Source organism: Paenibacillus sp. cl6col, from assembly GCF_900102125.1.
Taxonomy (GTDB): Bacteria; Bacillota; Bacilli; order Paenibacillales; family Paenibacillaceae; genus Paenibacillus_B; species Paenibacillus_B suaedae.
On record NZ_FNAZ01000010.1, the window covers coordinates 66,354 to 86,721 of the forward strand.

Annotated in this window: 1 protein-coding gene; it reads left to right on the forward strand. The window is 50.8% G+C overall.

Translation table 11 applies throughout. The features are described 5' to 3' along the window. The first annotated feature begins 277 nt into the window (after nt 1-277). Nucleotides 278-20,239, forward strand: a complete 19,962-nt coding sequence (locus tag BLS15_RS22810; RefSeq protein ID WP_090513872.1) for a non-ribosomal peptide synthetase — start codon at nt 278-280, stop codon at nt 20,237-20,239. The last annotated feature ends 129 nt before the right edge of the window (nt 20,240-20,368 follow it).

The following is a 20,368-nucleotide window of genomic DNA, read 5'->3' on the forward strand; positions in this document are numbered from 1 at the left end:
GAGCCTCATAAATGTCTATATTCGTTTCTGCCTCTATACTACTTCGTCACAATTTGTCAGGAACAGGTTTTGCCCGTAATCCAACTTAGATCCCCATCACAGTTTACGATTTTTCAACAATAGCCTTGATAACCACGATCATGACGAGCAATTACAACTTCATATAGCCATGTATCTTATCTCTTCTGCGGATATGATTGTGAACTCTTTTGGAACAGAATCCACTGATGATGTTTCCGGACGCTTACGAATATTTTTCGAATAGGGGAGAGTCAACGTGAACGCGAATCCTAACGAATGGTATCCTTTGACGCAAGCGCAGCGCAGAATCTGGTACACAGAAATGATGCATCCTAATACGTCAGTTACTACCGTTGCTGGAACAATGTACATACGAGGCAAGGTAGACGTTGAGATTTTGAAAATGGCGATATATCAAGTGATTATGCAGCATGATGCCTTCCGAATACGAATCGCAATGACAGACAATCAGCCGAAGCAGCAATTTGCTCCCGTAGAGCAAATCGTCCCTCACGTTGATTACTTAGAGTGGGATAATCAGATTGAAGCTGAGAGCTGGTTACAGCGATTTAATCATATTCCTATCCATATGTTCGACCCAGCGTTATATCACTTTGTCGTATTTAACGTCAATGATGAGGAAGCATGGTTCAATTTGAAAATGAATCATATTGCAACGGATGGCGTCTCTTCTCATCTTATCGCTTATAAAATCATGAAGAATTATACCGCAATGGTGAGTGGCAACGCGGACACGGATGAACAAGAGAGCACTTACCTGGATTACATATTCGCGGAACGAGAGTATGAACAATCTGATCGATACGCGAAAGATAAGGCTTATTGGCTGGATAAGTTCAGCACAATGCCAGAAGTGATAGGTATCAAATCTTACCCTCCTCATTCAATCGGCACTGAGGCCAGTCGGACAAGCATCACGGTTAGCGGAGAAATGTACGAGAAGCTTTACCGATTTAGCCAGCAGCACAATATCAGTCTCTTTACTCTATTTCTAGGTTCTTTATACGCATTTCTATATAAGACGACAGGGAACAACGATATTGCTGTCGGTGCCGCTTATGCGAATCGAACTTCCAGGCAAGACAAGGATGCGCTGGGCATGTTCGTAAGCACGGTAGCCGCTCGTTTGACGATTTCCCCAGACCAAGATGTACTAACCTTCCTACATAACGTTGCCAAAGAGCAAAAAGCAATTTTGCGGCATCAGAAGTATCCTTACAACCAGCTTATTCTTGATTTAAGAGAGCAAAATAATAGTGTTGAGATTCAGGATTTGTACCGTATTTCCATCGACTATATGCCGATACGCTGGTCCAGTCACGGAGAACTAGCCGCCCGCCAACGCAGCAGCTTTTGCGGTCATGAGGTAGACGATTTTGCAGTTCACGTAGAAGATATGGTGGATGATAATCAGATCATTTTCAATATCGATTATCGCAAACAGTTGTTCGAAGAGCATGAAGTCATTCGTATTATCGATCAAATGATGACCATCGTTGATCAGATGTTGAGTAATCCGAGCCAGAGCTTGCAGCAGTTGTCCATGATCAGTGATAAGGAAGCTCAGATCATCCTGACACGCTTCAGCAACGGGAATTGGTCAACGCCGCAGCCAGTTGGACGAACGATTCACCAGTTGTTTGAGGAACAGGTCGAACGCACGCCTGATCAGGTTGCTGTCGTGTTCGGAGATCGGCACCTAACCTACAAGGAACTGAACGAACAAGCCAATTGCTTCGCTCGAACATTGCGAGCCCATGGTGTAGCAGCAGAGCAATTCGTAGGCATCATGGCAGACCGCTCGATTGAGATGGTCGTCGGTATACTTGCAATATTGAAGGCGGGTGGAGCCTACGTTCCGATAGATCCTGAATATCCAGAAGAGCGCATTTTATATATGCTGGAAGACTCTAATGCAAGAGTACTCGTATCGCAAAGTCATTTACAGACACGGCTCGGTTACACAGGAACATGGGTATTGCTTGATGATGAGAACGACTATGAAGCAAACCGCGATAACTTGGAGTCGGTCAACGAAGCACATCATTTGGCTTATGTCATCTATACATCCGGTACAACTGGCAAGCCGAAGGGCGTCATGATTGAGCATAAGCAGATTACAGCCTTGGGGGATGCATGGAAGCATGCCTATCAATTAGATGAATCGGGAATTCGGACGCTGCAATGGGCAAGCTTCTCCTTCGACGTATTTACGGGAGACATGGTACGAGCGCTGCTGTACGGAGGCGAGCTTATCATCTGCCCAAGCGAAGCGCGAGCTAATCCTGAAGCGATATGCGAGCTAATCGCAAGACATCGCATCCACATATTCGAATCAACCCCAGCCCTCGTTATTCCGTTGATGGAATATGTGCATGAACATGGCAAGAATGTAAGCAGTCTGCGCCTGCTCGTTGTTGGCTCGGATCATTGCCCGGCTGCGGAATATCGCAAGCTGATTGAACGGTTCGGTTCGCAAATGAGAATCCTGAACAGCTATGGCGTGACTGAGGCTTGCGTCGATGCGTGCTATTACGAGAGAAATTGTAGTGCGGATTCCATCACAATGCTTCCGATAGGCAAACCACTGCCTTCGGTATCCATGTACATTCTAGACGAGAACAAGGCGCTTCAGCCAATTGGAATTGTAGGAGAGCTCTACATAGGTGGAGCCGGTGTCGGCAGAGGTTATTTGAACCGTGATGACTTGACAGCAGAAAAATTCGTTGATGACCCCTACTCACAAGGAAAGATGTATCGGACAGGTGATTTGGCAAGATGGCTGCCGGACGGAAACATCGAATACCTTGGAAGGCTCGATCATCAAGTCAAAATTCGGGGTAACCGGATAGAAATAGGAGAAATTGAAACGCGCATGCTGCAAACATCACTCGTGCGGGAAGCCGTTATCGTAGCGCGCGAGGATGAAAATGGACTGAAAGCTCTGTGCGCCTATTATGTTGCCGACAGCGAGATATCCGTACAGCAATTGCGTTCAACCCTAGCAGAACAAGTACCGGATTATATGATTCCGTCTTATTTCATGAAGCTGGAACGATTGCCGCTTACGCCGAACGGCAAAATCGATCGGAATGGATTGCCTGCACCGTCTGGTCAGGACTATTCCGGCAAGATTTATGTGGAGCCTCGTAACCAAGCGGAACAAACGCTGGCTAGCATCTGGAAAATGGTGCTTGGAGTCAAGCGAGTGGGTATTTTGGATCATTTCTTCGAGCTAGGTGGAGATTCGATCAAGTCCATTCAAGTATCTTCTCGCATGCAGCAAGCTGGATATAAGCTGGATATCCGGGATCTGTTCAAGTATCCGACCATTGAACAAATAAGTCCACATCTGGTGGAGGTTCAGCGAAAAGCTGAGCAGGGAGAAGAGAGTGGTGAGGTTGGGCTCACTCCTATATTGCGCTGGTATTTTGATCGAGATGAAGTGAGTCTGCATCATTACAATCAATCCATAATGCTGCACCGCAAGGCTGGATTCGATGAAGCGGCACTTCGCAATGCATTGCACAAGATAACGGAACATCATGATGCGCTGCGCATGGTATTCCGCCGCACGGAACAGGGAGAATACGCGGCCTGGAACCGGAGAATCGAAGAAGGCGAGCTTTACCGTCTTGATGTGTTGGATATCAAGGAACGTTCCGCTGGCGTAGAAAGCGAAGAATCTCTTCACAACATGCTCATAGCTGAAGCCAATGTGATTCAGGCGGGGTTCGATATAGAGGCAGGGCCACTTGTAGGCGCAGGATTGTTCCGCTGCCCAGATGGAGATCACCTGCTTATCGTCATTCATCATGCTGTTATTGATGCCGTATCTTGGCGAATTTTGCTCGAGGATCTCGCCACCGGATACGAACAGGCACTTCAAGGCAGCGAGATTCGTCTCCCTGACAAGACCGACTCCTTCCGGTTATGGTCAAGAGAGCTTTCAGCATATGCACAGCAGTCTAACATGAACGAGGAGCTGAAATATTGGCACCAAGTCGCACAGACGACGATTACTCCACTGCCGACGGATTATGCTGGGATTGCTCTTCAACGAGATAGCGAATCGGTCACGGTTGAATGGAGTGCTAGTGAGACCGAACTGCTGTTGAAGCAGGCGCATCGGGCCTATAACACGCAGATGGACGATCTTCTCTTAACGGCACTCGGCATTGCATTCCGGAGATGGTGTGGGCATGAGCGCATCCGAATTAATTTGGAAGGACATGGTCGGGAGTCGATCCTGCCAGATCTTGATATCACACGCACGGTAGGCTGGTTCACGAGTGAGTATCCGCAGCTTCTCGAGGTGGGCTCTGAGGAAGAACTGCCGCGAATCATCAAGTCGGTCAAAGAAGATTTGCGCAGCATTCCGAATAAAGGGATTGGTTACGGCATTTGTCGATATTTATCCAACACGGGTATTTGTGAGGTTTGGGGAACAGCTCCTGAGGTCAGCTTCAACTACTTGGGGCAGTTCGACCAAGATTTCCAGAACAGCGGGTTTTCTCCATCGCCGTATTCTACCGGCAGCAATATTGGGGGAGATCAGCTAAGACCTTATCTGCTGGACATGAATGGCATGGTCTCGGACGGCAAATTGCAGCTCGACATCAGCTATGGACGGACGCAATATCGTGCTGAGACGATTGAGCGATTGGCAAGCTTGATTCGGGACAGCTTACTTGAAATCATCGAGCATTGTGTGGCCAAGGAGCGAACAGAGCTCACGCCAAGTGACGTGTCATTGCAGCGCATTAGCATTCAAGAGTTGGAGCAGATCGTTGAACGGACAAGCGGTATCGGTGAAGTAGAGGATATCTATGCATTAACGCCGATGCAGAAGGGAATGTGGTTCCATACAGCTATGGACAGCCAGGCGGGGGCCTATTTCGAGCTTACACGCTTAACGCTTGAGGGAACGCTGAACATCGAAGCCTTCGCTGCAAGCTGGAATGAACTGGCGGCTCGGCATGCTGTATTCCGTACCAACTTCCTCGTCGATTCGAATGGCGAACCACTGCAAGTTGTATTTCGGAGCAAGCGCATCAGCGTGAAGCACGAAGATTTGCGTTCCCTGAATGCATATGAGCAGGCTGTGGCGATTGAGAACGAAGCGGCCAAGGAACGCGAACAAGGCTTTGACCTTGAGAATGGGGATGTCATGCGCGTGTCCGTACTCCAGACGGCAGACGAAGTGTATGAAGTTCTATGGATCTCCCATCACATCGTCATGGATGGATGGTGTCTCCCGCTCGTCGCTGCTGAAGTATTCAACACGTACTCCGCGCTGGTGGAAGACAAGAAGCCGATTCTTGCTTCGGTACCTTCCTATAATCATTACATTCAATGGCTGGAGCGGCAGGATGAATCCGCAGCCGCGGCCTATTGGAACAATTATTTGTCTGGATTTGAAGAGACGACAGAACTTCCGCATAGCAAGGGGCGCAGACATTCTGGTCAATATGAAGCAGGTCAGGTTCAGATCGATCTAGGCACAAGCCTGAGCCTTGCTCTCAATCAAGTTGCAACGCAGCATCAAGTGACATTGAATACATTGCTGCAGGCATCATGGGGAATTTTGCTCCAGAAATACAACAGAACTTCAGATATTGTATTCGGCAGCGTTGTATCCGGCAGACCGGCAGAACTAGTCGGAATCGAAGAGATGATTGGTTTGTTCATTAACACGATTCCCGTGCGTGTGAGCAGTCAGGCGCAGGAGAGATTTGCAGAAGTAATGACGCGTATGCAAGAAGATGCATTGTCATCTGCCAAGCACGACTACTATCCGTTGTATGAAATCCAAGCACAGTGCACCCTGAAGCAGAATCTCATAACTCACATCATGGTGCTTGAAAACTATCCGATGGAGCAGCAGCTCGATCAATTTAACAGTTCAGACGGCAGTGGACTGAAGCTGACAGACGTTACCGTAACAGAACAGACGAATTATGATCTGAACCTCATCATCATACCTGGCGACAATATCGTCATTCGCTTCGATTTTAATAAACAAGCACTCGAAGAAGCGGATATGAATGTGTTGAAGCAGCATCTGTTGCATGTACTGGAACAAGTTGCATCGAATCCGCGAATATCCATAGGAGAGCTGCAGCTGGCGACGGATGAAGAGCGTGCCGTAATGATGAGCGAATTTAATGATACGTTCGTGGCTTATCCGCGCGAGAAGTCGATCCATCGATTGTTCGAGGAGCGAGCTGAACATGAGCCAGACGCGCTAGCTGTCGTGTTTGGAAATGAACAGATGACCTACGGAGCGTTGAATGCCGCAGCCAATCGAATGGCTCGGAGACTCCGGCATGCCGGGGTAACGAACGGTGAACTGGTTGGCATCTGCGCGGATCGATCGCTGGATATGGTCGTCGGCTTACTGGCAATTATGAAGTCCGGCGGGGCTTATGTACCGATCGACCCGGCTTACCCTCAAGAGCGGATTAGTGCAATGCTCGAAGATACATCCATTACGACGATGGTTACACAGAAGCATCTGTGCAGCTTATGGCCTGAACATTTTAACGTGATCGTGCTGGATGTTAACGAGACAGACGTAAGCAACTTAATGGAAGATATAGAAAGTACAAACCTGTCTATTGATGGGGCTGGAGACGATTTGGCATACATCATCTATACGTCAGGGTCTACGGGAACACCGAAAGGGGTTTGCGTAACGCACCGCGGGGTGGTCAGGCTCGTATGCGGCGCGACGTATGTCGAGATCGACAGTTCGGATGTCTTCTTGCAAGGTTCCACAATCTCGTTCGATGCAGCAACCTTTGAAATATGGGGAAGTCTGCTGAATGGGGCTGCGCTGGCCATCTTGCCTTCTGGCAATGTGTCGCTTACAGATTGGAGCGAAGCGATTCAGCGTCATCGGGTGACGACGTTGTGGATGACAGCTGGTTTGTTCCAGGTCATGGTTGAACAGCAAATCGAGGGCTTCTACGGAGTCAAGCAGCTGCTTGTGGGCGGAGATGTTGTATCTCCTACACACGTGCGTAAAGTGATGGAGAAGCATAATGGTATAAGGGTGATTAATGGCTACGGGCCGACGGAAAATACAACCTTCACCTGCTGCCATACCATTACGGCTGCTGATTTGGATCGAGGCTGCTCGATTCCGATTGGCCGACCGATTAGCAATACGCGAGTGTATGTGCTGGATGAAGCTGGGAACGCCCTTCCTGTTGGCGTATGTGGAGAGCTGTATGCGGGCGGGGATGGCTTGGCACGAGGATACTTGAATCGTCCGGAATTGACAGCAGAGAAATTCGTGAATGATCCATTTATCCCAGGTGAACGCTTGTATCGGACAGGCGATTTGGCGAGATGGCTGCCAGACGGTTCAATCGAATTTATCGGGCGCTGCGACGAACAAGTGAAGATTCGCGGTTACCGGATTGAACCAGGTGAGGTATTGGCCTATCTTCTGCGGATCGATGAAGTAGGCGAGGCGGCTGTAATCGCGCGGGAGGATTCGAGTGGACAGAAGGAGCTATGCGCCTATTTCACAACGGAAGCTGAGCTATCAGCTAGTGGACTAAGGGAGACACTGGCTCGTGAACTGCCAGCTTACATGATCCCGTCGCATTTTATTCAGATTGAAGAACTTCCTTTGACACCTAACGGCAAGGTGGATCGCAGAGCTCTGCCTCAACCAGGGGAAGGAATGCATTTGAATATTCAAATCCAGCCGCGCACGGAACTGGAAGCTAAGCTCGCACTCATCTGGAAGGATGTGCTTGGTCTCGAGAACGTAGGCGTTACAGATTCATTCTTTGAACTGGGCGGCCATTCCTTGCGCGCGACGACCCTCGTCAGCAAGGTGCATCGGGAGTTGAGTGTTGTGCTGCCACTGCAGGATGTATTCCGCTACCCGACGATTGAACAAATGTCTCTCGCCATACAGGGGATGCAGAAGGAAAGCTTTGCATCCATACCTCGGGTGGAAGACCGAGAGTGGTACCCGGTATCTTCCGCGCAGAAGCGGCTGTTCGTTCTTCATCAGATGGAGGGCGCAGAACTGTCCTACAATATGCCGGGCGTCATGGCGATTGAAGGCAAGCTCCATCGCGATCGCTTGGAGGCGGCATTCCGCAGCTTGATAGCAAGACATGAAGTGCTGCGTACCGGGTTCGAAATGCACAACGGGGAACCCATGCAGCGAATTTACAGCGATGTAGAATTTACTGTCGAGCATTGGATTGTTGGAGCTGCATCGGAAGCGGAGTCAGTCATTCGCTCGTTCGTACGGGCGTTCCAATTGAATAAGCCACCACTGCTTCGGGTCGGACTGATCGAAGTGGACGCAGGTCGGCACCTGTTGCTGTTCGATATGCATCATATTATTTCGGACGGGGCATCCATGGGCATTCTGCTAGATGAATTCGTTGCACTGTATAGCGGCGAACAATTGCCTGAATTGCGTCTTCAGTACAAGGATTATGCTTCGTGGCAGCATTCGGAAGCATACTTGTCCAAGATGGAAGAGCAGAAGGCGTATTGGCTGGAGACATTGCGAGGCGAGCTTCCAGTTCTGCAGCTACCAGTGGATTACACTCGGCCTGCATTCCGCAGCTTTGCAGGAAGCACGTTGGAATTCATTGTTCCTGCCGACAAGACGGACCAGCTTAAGCAGCTTGGAGCGGGTTCGGATGCCACGATGTACATGGTGCTGCTGGCGTTGTATACGGCCTTGCTTCACAAGTATACCGGACAAGAAGACGTCATCGTGGGGATGCCGATAGCCGGTAGAACGCATGCAGACATCGAGCCGCTTATCGGTATGTTCGTCAACACACTTCCACTTCGCCATTATCCGGCTGGAGAGAAGACGTTCCGCTCCTTCCTAGGGGAGGTTCGGCAATCCACATTACAAGCATATGAACACCAGGAATATCCGTTCGAGGAGCTTGTTGATCATATTCAACCGACAAGAGATGTAAGCCGTAATCCAATATTCGATACTGTGCTCGTCCTGCAAAATACAGAAAAAGGCGCATGGTCCATCGATGGGCTTGCCGTGACGCCGAATCCGATTGAGCATGCCGTTGCTAAGTTCGACCTTACACTTCATGTCGAAGAAGATGTCGATGGCCTGGCGTGCAGTATTGAATATGCAACCGCCTTGTACAATCGAGAAACGATTGAACGGCTGGCATGCCATTTCAATCAATTGCTGGAAGCAGTCATAAGCAATCCCGATGCTCGGTTGGAGCAGCTTGGCATCATAACGGAGACAGAGAAGCAGCAATTGTTCGAACAGTTCAACGATACGTCAGCGGATTATCCGCGTGATAAGACGATTCACCGACTGTTCGAGGAACAGGTCGAAAGAACGCCTGATGCGATTGCTGTAACGGGAACAGACGGATTCTTGACTTACCAGGAGCTGAATGAACGGGCTAACAGCTTGGCGTGGGTACTGCGTGCAGAAGGCATCGGGGCAGACAAGCTGGTAGGCATCATGGCCGAGCGTACGACTGATATGCTTGTGGGGCTAATCGCCATACTCAAGGCCGGAGGAGCTTACGTACCAATCGATCCCGAATATCCAGACGAGCGCATCAGTTATATGCTGAGCGATTCCGGGGCAGATATTTTGCTATTGCCTCGACATCTGCGGAATCAAGTCGCCTATGAGGGCACCGTGTTGTTCCTTGATGACGAGCAGACATACAGCGGGGACAAGTCCAACCCGCCATCAGTCAACAAACCTTCCGATCTGGCTTATGTCATCTATACATCGGGAACGACTGGCAAGCCGAAGGGTACATTGATTGAACATAAGAACGTCGTGCGGCTGTTGTTCAACAGCAGAAATCTGTTCGACTTCCGTTCAACCGATACATGGACGCTGTTCCACTCCTTCTGCTTCGACTTCTCGGTATGGGAAATGTACGGCGCTTTACTATACGGAGGGAAATTGGTGGTTGTTCCGCAGCTGACAGCCAAGAACCCTGCCATGTTCCTACAGCTGCTGGCTGAAGAGCGGGTAACGATTTTGAATCAGACTCCGACCTATTTCTATCAATTAATAAGGGAAGCACTTACGGATGGAAGCCCAGAATTGAACATTCGAATGGTGATCTTCGGCGGAGAAGCGCTGAGTCCGCAGCTGCTTAAGGACTGGAGAGCGAAATATCCGCGCACGCAATTGATTAATATGTACGGGATTACTGAGACAACGGTTCATGTCACGTACAAAGAGATCACGGAAGCCGAGATCGAGCAGGCAAGAAGCAATATCGGATTCCCAATCCCGACCTTGCGCATCTATATTCTGGATGCGAATCGACAATGCGTGCCGATAGGCGTGGCTGGGGAAATGTTCGTCGCAGGAGAAGGGCTTGCACGTGGATATTTGAATCGCCCTGAGTTGACCGCGGACAGGTTCGTTGACAATCCATTCGAACCGGGCAGCAAGATGTACAAGACAGGCGACTTGGCGAAGTGGCTGCCTGACGGCAACATTGAATACCTTGGCCGGATTGATCATCAAGTAAAAATTCGCGGGTATCGAATCGAGCTAGGCGAGGTAGAAGCCCAAGTAACGAAGGTAGAATCGGTTCGTGAAGCCGTTGTTGTTGCACGAGAGGAGAATGGCGAAAAGCTGTTGTGTGCATATTTCGTGGCGGATCGGCAACTGACCGTAGGGGAAATGAGAACCGAATTGGCGCAGGAGCTGCCAACTTACATGATTCCATCCTACTTCGTGCAGATGGAGCGGATGCCGCTTACCTCCAACGGGAAGGTTGACCGCAAGGCGCTGCCTGCACCGGAAGGCAGCATCAACACGGGCAAGGAATACGTCGCGCCGCGTACACCAATGGAAGCTAGCTTAGCCCGCATGTGGGAGGAACTGCTTGGAATTGAGCAGGTCGGCGTGACAGACAATTTCTTCGAGCTAGGCGGACATTCCTTAAGAGCAACTGCGCTGGTTAACAGGGTGCACCAAGAGATGAATATCCAGTTGCCGCTGCGCGATGTGTTCCGCTTCTCTACGATAGAAGAACTGGCAGCTGCCATGTCCGAGATGGCGGAGGAATCCTATTCTTCGATACCAGTTGCTGAGGTTCAGGATCATTATCCGGTATCTTCCGCTCAGAAGCGGCTGTACATCCTTCACCAGCTTGAAGGGGCAGAGCAGGGCTATAACATGCCTGGCATCATGCTGCTCGAAGGCGAGTTGGATCGAAGCAGGTTCGAGGCTGCATTCCGCAAATTGATTGCGCATCACGATATTTTGCGTACCGGCTTCGAGCTTGTGCAGGGAGAGGCTGTACAGCGAATACACGATACTGTGGATTTCGCGATTGAATATCGGAAAGTCGAAGAACAAGAGGTTCAGCAGCAAGTAAAACAGTTCATCCGCACATTCGAGCTTGATAAGCCGCCGCTGCTTCGTGTCGGGTTGATCGAGATTGCGGGGACGAAGGAACAGCATGTGCTTCTGTTCGATATGCATCATATTATTTCCGACGGGGTATCGATCGGTATCGTGCTGCAGGAAATCATGCGGCACTATCACGGGGAACAGGTACCGCCGCTTCATATTCAATACAAGGATTATGCGGCATGGCAGCAATCAGAGGCCCAGAAGGAACAGTTGAAGCATCAGAAAGCTTATTGGCTTGGCCAATTCCAAGGTGAATTGCCGATATTGGAGCTGCCAACAGACTATGCTCGTCCAGCCATGCAGCAATACGGCGGTCTGACGCTGCCATTTAGAATCGATAAGGACGTGGCAGATGGTTTGAACCGAATTGCCGCTGACACCGGAACGACATTGTACATGGTTCTCCTAGCTGCTTATACCGTCATGCTGCACAAGTATACGGGCCAAGAAGACATCGTGGTCGGAACACCGATTGCCGGCAGAACACATGAAGAACTTCAACCGTTAATTGGCATGTTCGTCAATACGCTTGCCATTCGTGCTTATCCGGAAGGTGCTAAGGCATTCCGTTCCTATCTGGATGAGATTAGAAGCACAATGCTGGGGGCCTACGAGCATCAACAGTATCCGTTTGAGGAATTGGTGGAAGGGCTGCAGTTGACTAGGGATTTAAGCCGCAATCCGCTGTTTGACACCATGTTCGCCCTAGACAATACGGACATGAAGGCTGATTCCCTGGGCGAGCTTCAAATGAAGCCATATCCGCTGGAATACACAATATCGAAGTTCGATGTGAGCTTGGATGTGAAGGCAGATGAGGCGGGGCTGGATTGCAGCTTCGAGTATGCGACTTCCTTGTTCAAATCAGAGACGATCCACCGCATGGCAGAGCATTTCAGCCAATTGTTGAAGGACATCGTCAATCACCCGGATGCGCAACTGGGCGAACTAGGAATGCTTACCGTGCAGGAGAGCGACGAGATCTTGCAGGTGTTCAATCCAACCCATTCATTGAAAGCTCCTGATGGAACGATACATCGATTGTTCGAAGAACAGGCAGAACGGACACCGGAGCAACTTGCAGTCGTGTTCGGGAATGAACACATGACTTACCGCGAGTTGAACGAACGGGCGAATAAGCTTGCGAGAACATTGCGGGCAGAAGGTGTGGAGCCAGATGACTTAATTGGCGTTATGGCCGATCGCTCGATTGATATGGTCGTGGCAGTTATGGCCGTCTTGAAGTCAGGCGGAGCTTATGTCCCGATTGATCCGGAATATCCGGAGGATCGCATTCGCTACATGCTGGAAGATGCGAAGGCAAGTATACTTCTGACGCAGTGTCATTTACAAGATAAAGTGACCTTCGAGGGAACGTGGGTGCTGCTGGAAGACGAAGCTTCCTATCATGAGGACGATACGAACCTGGAGCCGATTTGCGAGCCTGGCCATCTCTGTTATGTCATCTATACATCGGGTACAACCGGCAATCCGAAGGGAGTCATGATCGAGCATCGTCAGCTCGCTGCGATGGCAGAGGCTTGGAAGGCCGAGTATGAATTGCATGAGCCGGGCATTCGCTGGCTGCAATGGGCGAGCTTCTCGTTCGACGTATTCTCAGGTGATCTCGCTCGCACACTGCTGCATGGAGGAGAGCTTGTACTCTGCCCGAGCGATACAAGAGCGAACCCGGGTGCACTAGCAGAGCTTCTTCGCAGCAGCGGCATTCAGATGTTCGAATCGACACCTGCTCTCGTCATTCCGCTTATGGAGCATGTGTATGAGCATAGCCTGGACATCGATAGCCTGAGATTATTAATTATTGGCTCCGATCTGTGTCCTGCAGATGAATTCCGCAAGCTGCGCGATCGCTTCAGTTCACACATGCGCATTATTAACAGCTATGGCGTCACGGAAGCTTGCGTTGATTCGAGCTACTATGAGCCGATTTCATCAGATTCAGTACGCTCTGTGCCAATCGGTAAGCCGCTTCCTTACGTATCGATGTACATTCTCGGTGAGAACTTGTCGCTTCAGCCTGTTGGTCTGGCTGGAGAGCTGTATATCGCAGGCGCCGGAGTCGGACGCGGATACTGGAATAGGCCAGAAATGACAGCAGACAAATTCGTGCGCGATCCGTTCGCTGACGGTCAACGCATGTATCGTACAGGGGATTTGGCGAAATGGCTGCCGGACGGCAACATTGAATTAATCGGGCGCACCGATCATCAGGTGAAAATTCGCGGCTACCGCATCGAAATCGGAGAGGTCGAATCGAAGCTGCAGGAAACGCCGCATATCCGCGAAGCAGCCGTCGTCGCGAAGGAAGATGGAAGCGGGCGGAAGGTACTGTGTGCTTATTACACATCCGAGCGTGAGCTTACGGCAGGTGAATGGAGAGCTGCGTTAGCGAAGGAATTGCCGGCCTACATGATACCATCGCACTTCATGAGGCTTGAGCGAATGCCGCTTACGCCAAACGGCAAGCTGGATCGCAAGGGACTTCCAGCACCGGAAGGCGCTGCGTATACGGGGACGGAATATGAAGCTCCACGCACGGATGCAGAGATTGCGTTGGCTGCCGCATGGCAGAGTGTCCTGCATGTGGAGCGGGTTGGAACGAATGATCATTTCTTCGAACTGGGCGGAGATTCGATCAAATCGATTCAAGTGTCATCGCGTCTGCATCAGGCTGGATACAAGTTGGAAATACGCGACCTATTTAAATACCCGACGATAGCGCAATTGAGTCTACAGCTTCAGCCGATCGGCAGGATAGCCGATCAAGGCGAGGTGTCTGGAGAGGTCGAGCTTACTCCGATCCAACGCTGGTATTTCGGACTGGATCTAGATGACATGCATCATTATAACCAGTCGTTCTTGCTGTACCGGCAGGACGGATTTAATGAAGTGGCTCTGCGCAAGACTTTACGAACCATCGTGGAGCATCATGATGCGCTGCGAATGGTATTCCGTAAATCAGACGCTGGGGTTACGGCTTGGAATCGGGCAATCGAAGAGGGTGAGCTGTTCGACTTCCTTGCCTTCGATATCGCAAACAGTGGAGATGCCGAACAGGTTATCGAAGCGAAAGCGAACGACATCCAGACTAGCATCGATTTGCAGGGAGGGCCGCTTGTGAAGGCTGGATTGTTCCGCTGCGAGCAAGGCCATCATCTGCTCATCGCGATCCACCATGCTGTCATAGACGGAGTATCATGGCGCATCCTGCTGGAGGATATCGCGGCAGGCTACGAGCAAGCGTGCAAGGGTGACGACATCCGCTTGCCTTCGAAGACCGATTCTTATGCTGCGTGGTCACGGAGTTTAGTCGAATATGCTGCACACACGGATTTGGGTCATGAGCGTAGCTATTGGAGACACGTCTTGAACGCTGGAGCGAATCCGCTGCCGAAGGACTTTGACACAGAATCAAGTCTGCAGCAGGACAGTAATTCCGTCACCGTAGCTTGGAATCAACAGGATACGGAGCATTTACTGAAGCGGGTGCACCGAGCCTATAACACCGATATGAATGAGATCTTGCTGGCCGCTCTCGCGATAGCCATACAGAAATGGAGTGGGCACAATCAAATTCTCGTCAACCTAGAGGGTCATGGACGTGAGCCAATCGCAGGCGACCTAGATATTTCACGGACAGTCGGCTGGTTCACAAGCGAATATCCGGTTCTGCTGCAAGCGGAGCAAGATCGAGGTTTGGCGTACCACATCAAGAGAGCGAAGGAAGAATTGCGGCAGATTCCGAACAAGGGAATCGGTTACGGCATATGCCGCTTGTCTGAGCCGCAAGATAGTTTGGAATGGGGAGCTGCCCCAGAGATTAGCTTCAACTACTTGGGACAATTCGATCAAGACTCGATGGGAAGCGGCATGATGTTGTCTCCATATTCGAAAGGTTCCGATGGAAGCGCCTTGCATACACGTCAATATGTCCTCGACATCAATGGCGCCATAACTGACGGCATATTGACCTTGGATATGAGCTACAGCGAGAAAGAGTACCGCAAGGAGACGATGGAACTGCTGGCAGGCCATTTCCACGAGAGTCTGCTCGAGATCATCGACCACTGTGTCTCACGTGAGCAGACAGAATTGACGCCGAGTGATCTGCTGCTGCAAGGACTGAGTATCGAACAGCTGGAGCAGATTGCTGAAGAGACGAAAGAGCTTGGCATCATCGAAAATATGTACATGCTGACCCCGATGCAGAAGGGGATGTGGTTCCATAACGCTCTCGATGGTCAAGAAGGCGCATCGGGTGCTTATTTCGAACAAACCCGATTTACTCTGCGAGGTGAGCTTGATCCTGCCCTGTTTGCCCAGAGCCTGCACGAGCTGGCTGCCCGGCATTCCGTGCTGCGGACGAACTTCTGCAGCTTGGACGGGGAACCGGTACAGATGGTGTTCCGGGAAGGACGAATTACATTCACGTACGAGGATCTGAGCCAATTGCCAGCTGATGAGCAAGCAGTTGTGATGGAACGTGTTGTCGCGAGCGACAAGCTGCAAGGGTTCGATCTGGAACGCGATCCGCTTGTTCGCGTCACATTGATGCGTACGGAGGCATCTAGCTGCCATGTACTGTGGAGTTCTCATCATATTCTGATGGATGGCTGGTGCTTGCCGCAGTTGACGGACGAGTTGTTCCGCATATACTCAGCTGTCACGAATCATGCAGCCGGAACTACTGAAGCTACTGGAACGGTCGGAATTCCCGGATCTGCCGAATCCATGCGGAACAAAGAGGCCAACCTGCCTGACTATAGCCGATATATCGAATGGCTGGCAGAGCAGGACATGAGTGCGGCGGCAGAATATTGGAACGGGTACTTGGCGGGCTACGAGCAGCAGACACGATTGCCAAATGGGAAGATCACAGGCAAGGATAAGCCATATGTGCTGGAACAAGCGTCCCGCAAGCTCGGAATTGATCTTACTTCCCGTATGATTCGGATTGCCAAGCAGCATCAAGTTACGTTAAATACGCTGCTGCAAGCCGCTTGGGGGATCGTGCTTCAGAAGTATAACGGGACGCAAGATGTCGTGTTCGGCGGAGTCGTATCGGGTCGACCTGCTGATGTTCCGGGTGTCGAATCGATGATTGGACTATTCATTAACACGATTCCGGTTCGTGTAAGCTGCGAAGCCGGCGCAAGCTTCTCAGACGTGATGGAGCAGCTGCAAAATGCGGCACTCGAATCTGGGCGATATGATTATTATCCGCTCTATGAGATTCAATCGAGAACGTCACAGAAGTCGGAACTAATCAGCCACATCATGGTGTTTGAGAACTATCCATTGGACGAGCGAATGGAGCAAACCGGAGACGGTAACGACGGAGCTCTCGCTTTAACCGATGTTCAAGCAGCTGAACAGACCAATTATGATTTCAATCTAATGGTAGTGCCGGGTGATGAACTTATCATTCGCTTTGATTTCAACTCGGAAGTGTATGATCGCGGTCATATGGAACGGCTGCATCATCATCTGATGCATGTACTGGAGCAAGTAACAGGCAATCCTGCAATCTCCATTGCTGAAGTGCAGCTCTCTACCGAAGCGGAGAAGGCAGAAGTCCAATCTGCATTCAATGACACAGCTGTCGACTACCCTCGCGAACAGACGATTCATTGGATGTTCGAAGAGCAGGTGCAGCGGACGCCGGATGCTGCAGCAGTGCTGTATGGGGATGACGTCATAACCTACCGAGAGCTGAACGAACGTGCGAACCGGCTGGCAAGGACGCTGCGTGCGGCAGGGGTTGAACCCGATCAGATTGTCGGTATTATGGCAGAGCGTTCTCTGGAGCTAATGGTTGGCATTATGGGGATTCTGAAGGCAGGAGGCGCCTATGTGCCTATCGCACCGGATTATCCAGAGGAACGCATTCGATATATGCTGGACGATTCCAAGGCTCAGGTGCTGCTTGTTCAAGGAAGCGCGGGAGAAGAGGTTGACTTCGCGGGCCGCATCATCAATCTGGATGATGCAGAAGCATACGATGAGGACGGTTCGAATCCTGAGCCAGTCAACAAGCCGACCGATATCGCCTACATCATCTATACGTCGGGAACGACCGGACGTCCAAAAGGGGTTATGGTCGAGCATACTTCGGTCATCAACCGCTTGCTGTGGATGCAGAAGCGCTATCCGATAGGATCGGAAGATACGATTATGCAGAAGACGGCGATCACGTTTGACGTATCGGTCTGGGAGCTGTTCTGGTGGGCATTTGTCGGCTCGAAGGTGCTTATGCTTTCAGTCGGTGGGGAGAAGAACCCACATGCGATTGTGGATGCGATTGAGCGTCACCGAATAACGACGATGCACTTCGTTCCATCCATGCTGCACGCGTTCCTTGAGCATGTGGAGCAAATGACAGATGCAGAGCGTGAGCGCGGTCTCGCACCGCTGCGGCAGGTGTTCACGAGTGGCGAGGCACTGCTTGCCTCACAGGTCGAGCGGTTCCACCGTTATATTGCACCTGCAAGCGGAGCGCAGCTTATTAATCTATACGGGCCGACTGAGGCGACGGTGGACGTAACGTACTTCGACTGCGAGCCAGGCCAGACTTATGTAAGTGTGCCGATTGGCAAGCCAATTGACAATACGAGCATTTATATCGTGAATGAGCATAATCAAGTGCAGCCGATCGGCGTTGCTGGTGAACTGTGCATCGCGGGAGTGGGGTTGGCGCGCGGTTACTGGAACCGTCCAGAGCTGACAGCAGAGAAATTCGTTACAATTCCTTCCGTCGGCGAACGGATGTATCGAACCGGAGACTTGGCACGGTGGCTGCCTGACGGCAATATCGAATACTTGGGCCGAATCGACCATCAAGTGAAAATCCGCGGATATCGGATTGAATTGGGCGAGCTGGAGACTGCACTGCTGAATGTCCAAGAAATTCGGGAGACGGTTGTAGTTGCGCGAGAAGAGGAAGACGGACAGAAATCACTCTGCGCCTATTATGTCGCAGATGGCGATCCAACGGTAGGTAACCTTAGAGCGGCGCTTGCTGCTGAACTGCCAAGCTACATGATTCCATCGTACTTCATTCAGCTGGAGCAGATGCCGCTGGCGCCGAACGGCAAGCTTGATCGTAAAGCGCTCCCTGCTCCGAAGGACGTGATTCAGACGGGAACTGATCACGCCGCACCACGAACAGCATTGGAAGTGAAGCTCGTTCGCATATGGCAGGAAGTACTCGGTCTCGATCAAATCGGAGTGAAGGACGACTTCTTCGAATTGGGCGGGCACTCCTTGCGCGCAACTGCGTTGGCAAGCAAGGTAAGCAAGGAAATGCACGTTGCTCTTCCGCTGCGGGATATTTTCCACTATTCGACGCTGGAAGCGATGGCGCAGGCGATCGGCGAGTTGGAGAAGCAGGAGCACCGAGCGATTCCTATCGCGCCAATGGCCGAGCATTATCCATTGGCTTCAGCCCAGAAGCGGTTATACATTCTTCACCAGGCTGAAGGAGCGCAGCAGAGCTACAACATGCCGGGGGCGATGTCCGTAAGTGGACACATCGATCGAAATCGACTGGAAGCGGCGCTGCTGCGATTGATTGCACGCCATGACACACTGCGCACAAGCTTCGAAATGGTTGATGGTGAGCCTGTACAGCGCGTACACCAGCACGTTGATTTCGCGTTAGAGTATTCGACTGCGAGAGAGAAGGATATGGAGCAGGTTGCCAAGCAGTTTGTTCGCGATTTTGATCTGGAGCAGCCTCCACTACTGAGAGTCGGACTTGTCCAACTTGAGCAAGAAGAACAACATCTATTGCTGTTCGATATGCATCACATCATATCGGACGGGATCTCTATGGACATATTGGTTGACGAGCTTGCTCGCTTGTACGACGGAGAGGAACTTCCTCCACTTGAAATCCAGTACAAAGATTATGTGCTGTGGCAGCAGGCAGAAGCAAGCAGCGAGCAGATGAAGGAACATGAAGAATACTGGCTGCGGACATTGGGCAATGAACTTCCGTTACTGGAGCTGCCGACCGAATTTGCAAGAAGCGAGCAGCGCAGCTATGACGGAGATAAGCTGCACTTTGCGATTGATGGGCAGTTGAACGAGAAGCTGCAGCGCTTGGCATCCCAATCGGGAGCAACCCTATATATGGTGCTGCTGGCGGCTTATACGACCTTGCTTCATAAATATTCAGGACAAAATGACCTGGTTGTGGGTACCCCAATTGCGGGGAGAACCCATGTAGATGTAGAACCGCTAATCGGGATGTTCGTCAATTCGCTTGCGATTCGCAATTACCCAAATGATGTCAAGACGTTCCGCAGTTATTTAGAGGAAGTGAAGGAATCGACGCTGAGCGCCTTCGAGCATCAGGATTATCCGTTCGATAAGCTGGTGGAGCAGTTAGAGGATGCTTGGGTTCCAGGCCGTAATCCGGTATTCGACACAATGTTCGTCCTGCAGAACGCAAAAGCGCGCACGATCAACCTGGGTAAATTGGCCTTCGAGCCTCTAATTCCATCACATACGGTTGCGAAATTCGATTTAACCTTGGAAATGGCTATCGAAGACGGCATGCTGAGCGGGCAGTTTGAATATTGCACAAAGCTGTTTTCCGCCAACATGATTGCGAATTTCGCAGAAGACTTCTTGGAAATTCTATCTCAAGCTTGCGAGCAGCCTGACATCCGCTTGGAGGATATTCAGCTGAGCGGCAGTGCTTATCAAGAGGAAGAATTGGAAGAAGAAATTGACTTTGCATTCTAAATTGCTGCATTTGACACTGTTGTTCGGTTGTTAACGCGTCATTCATGACACTAGGATTGGATTTCGTTCATTCGGGCTGCGTGCAATGGATTGACAGGCACGTACCCGGATGGACGGATGCCGTCCTCT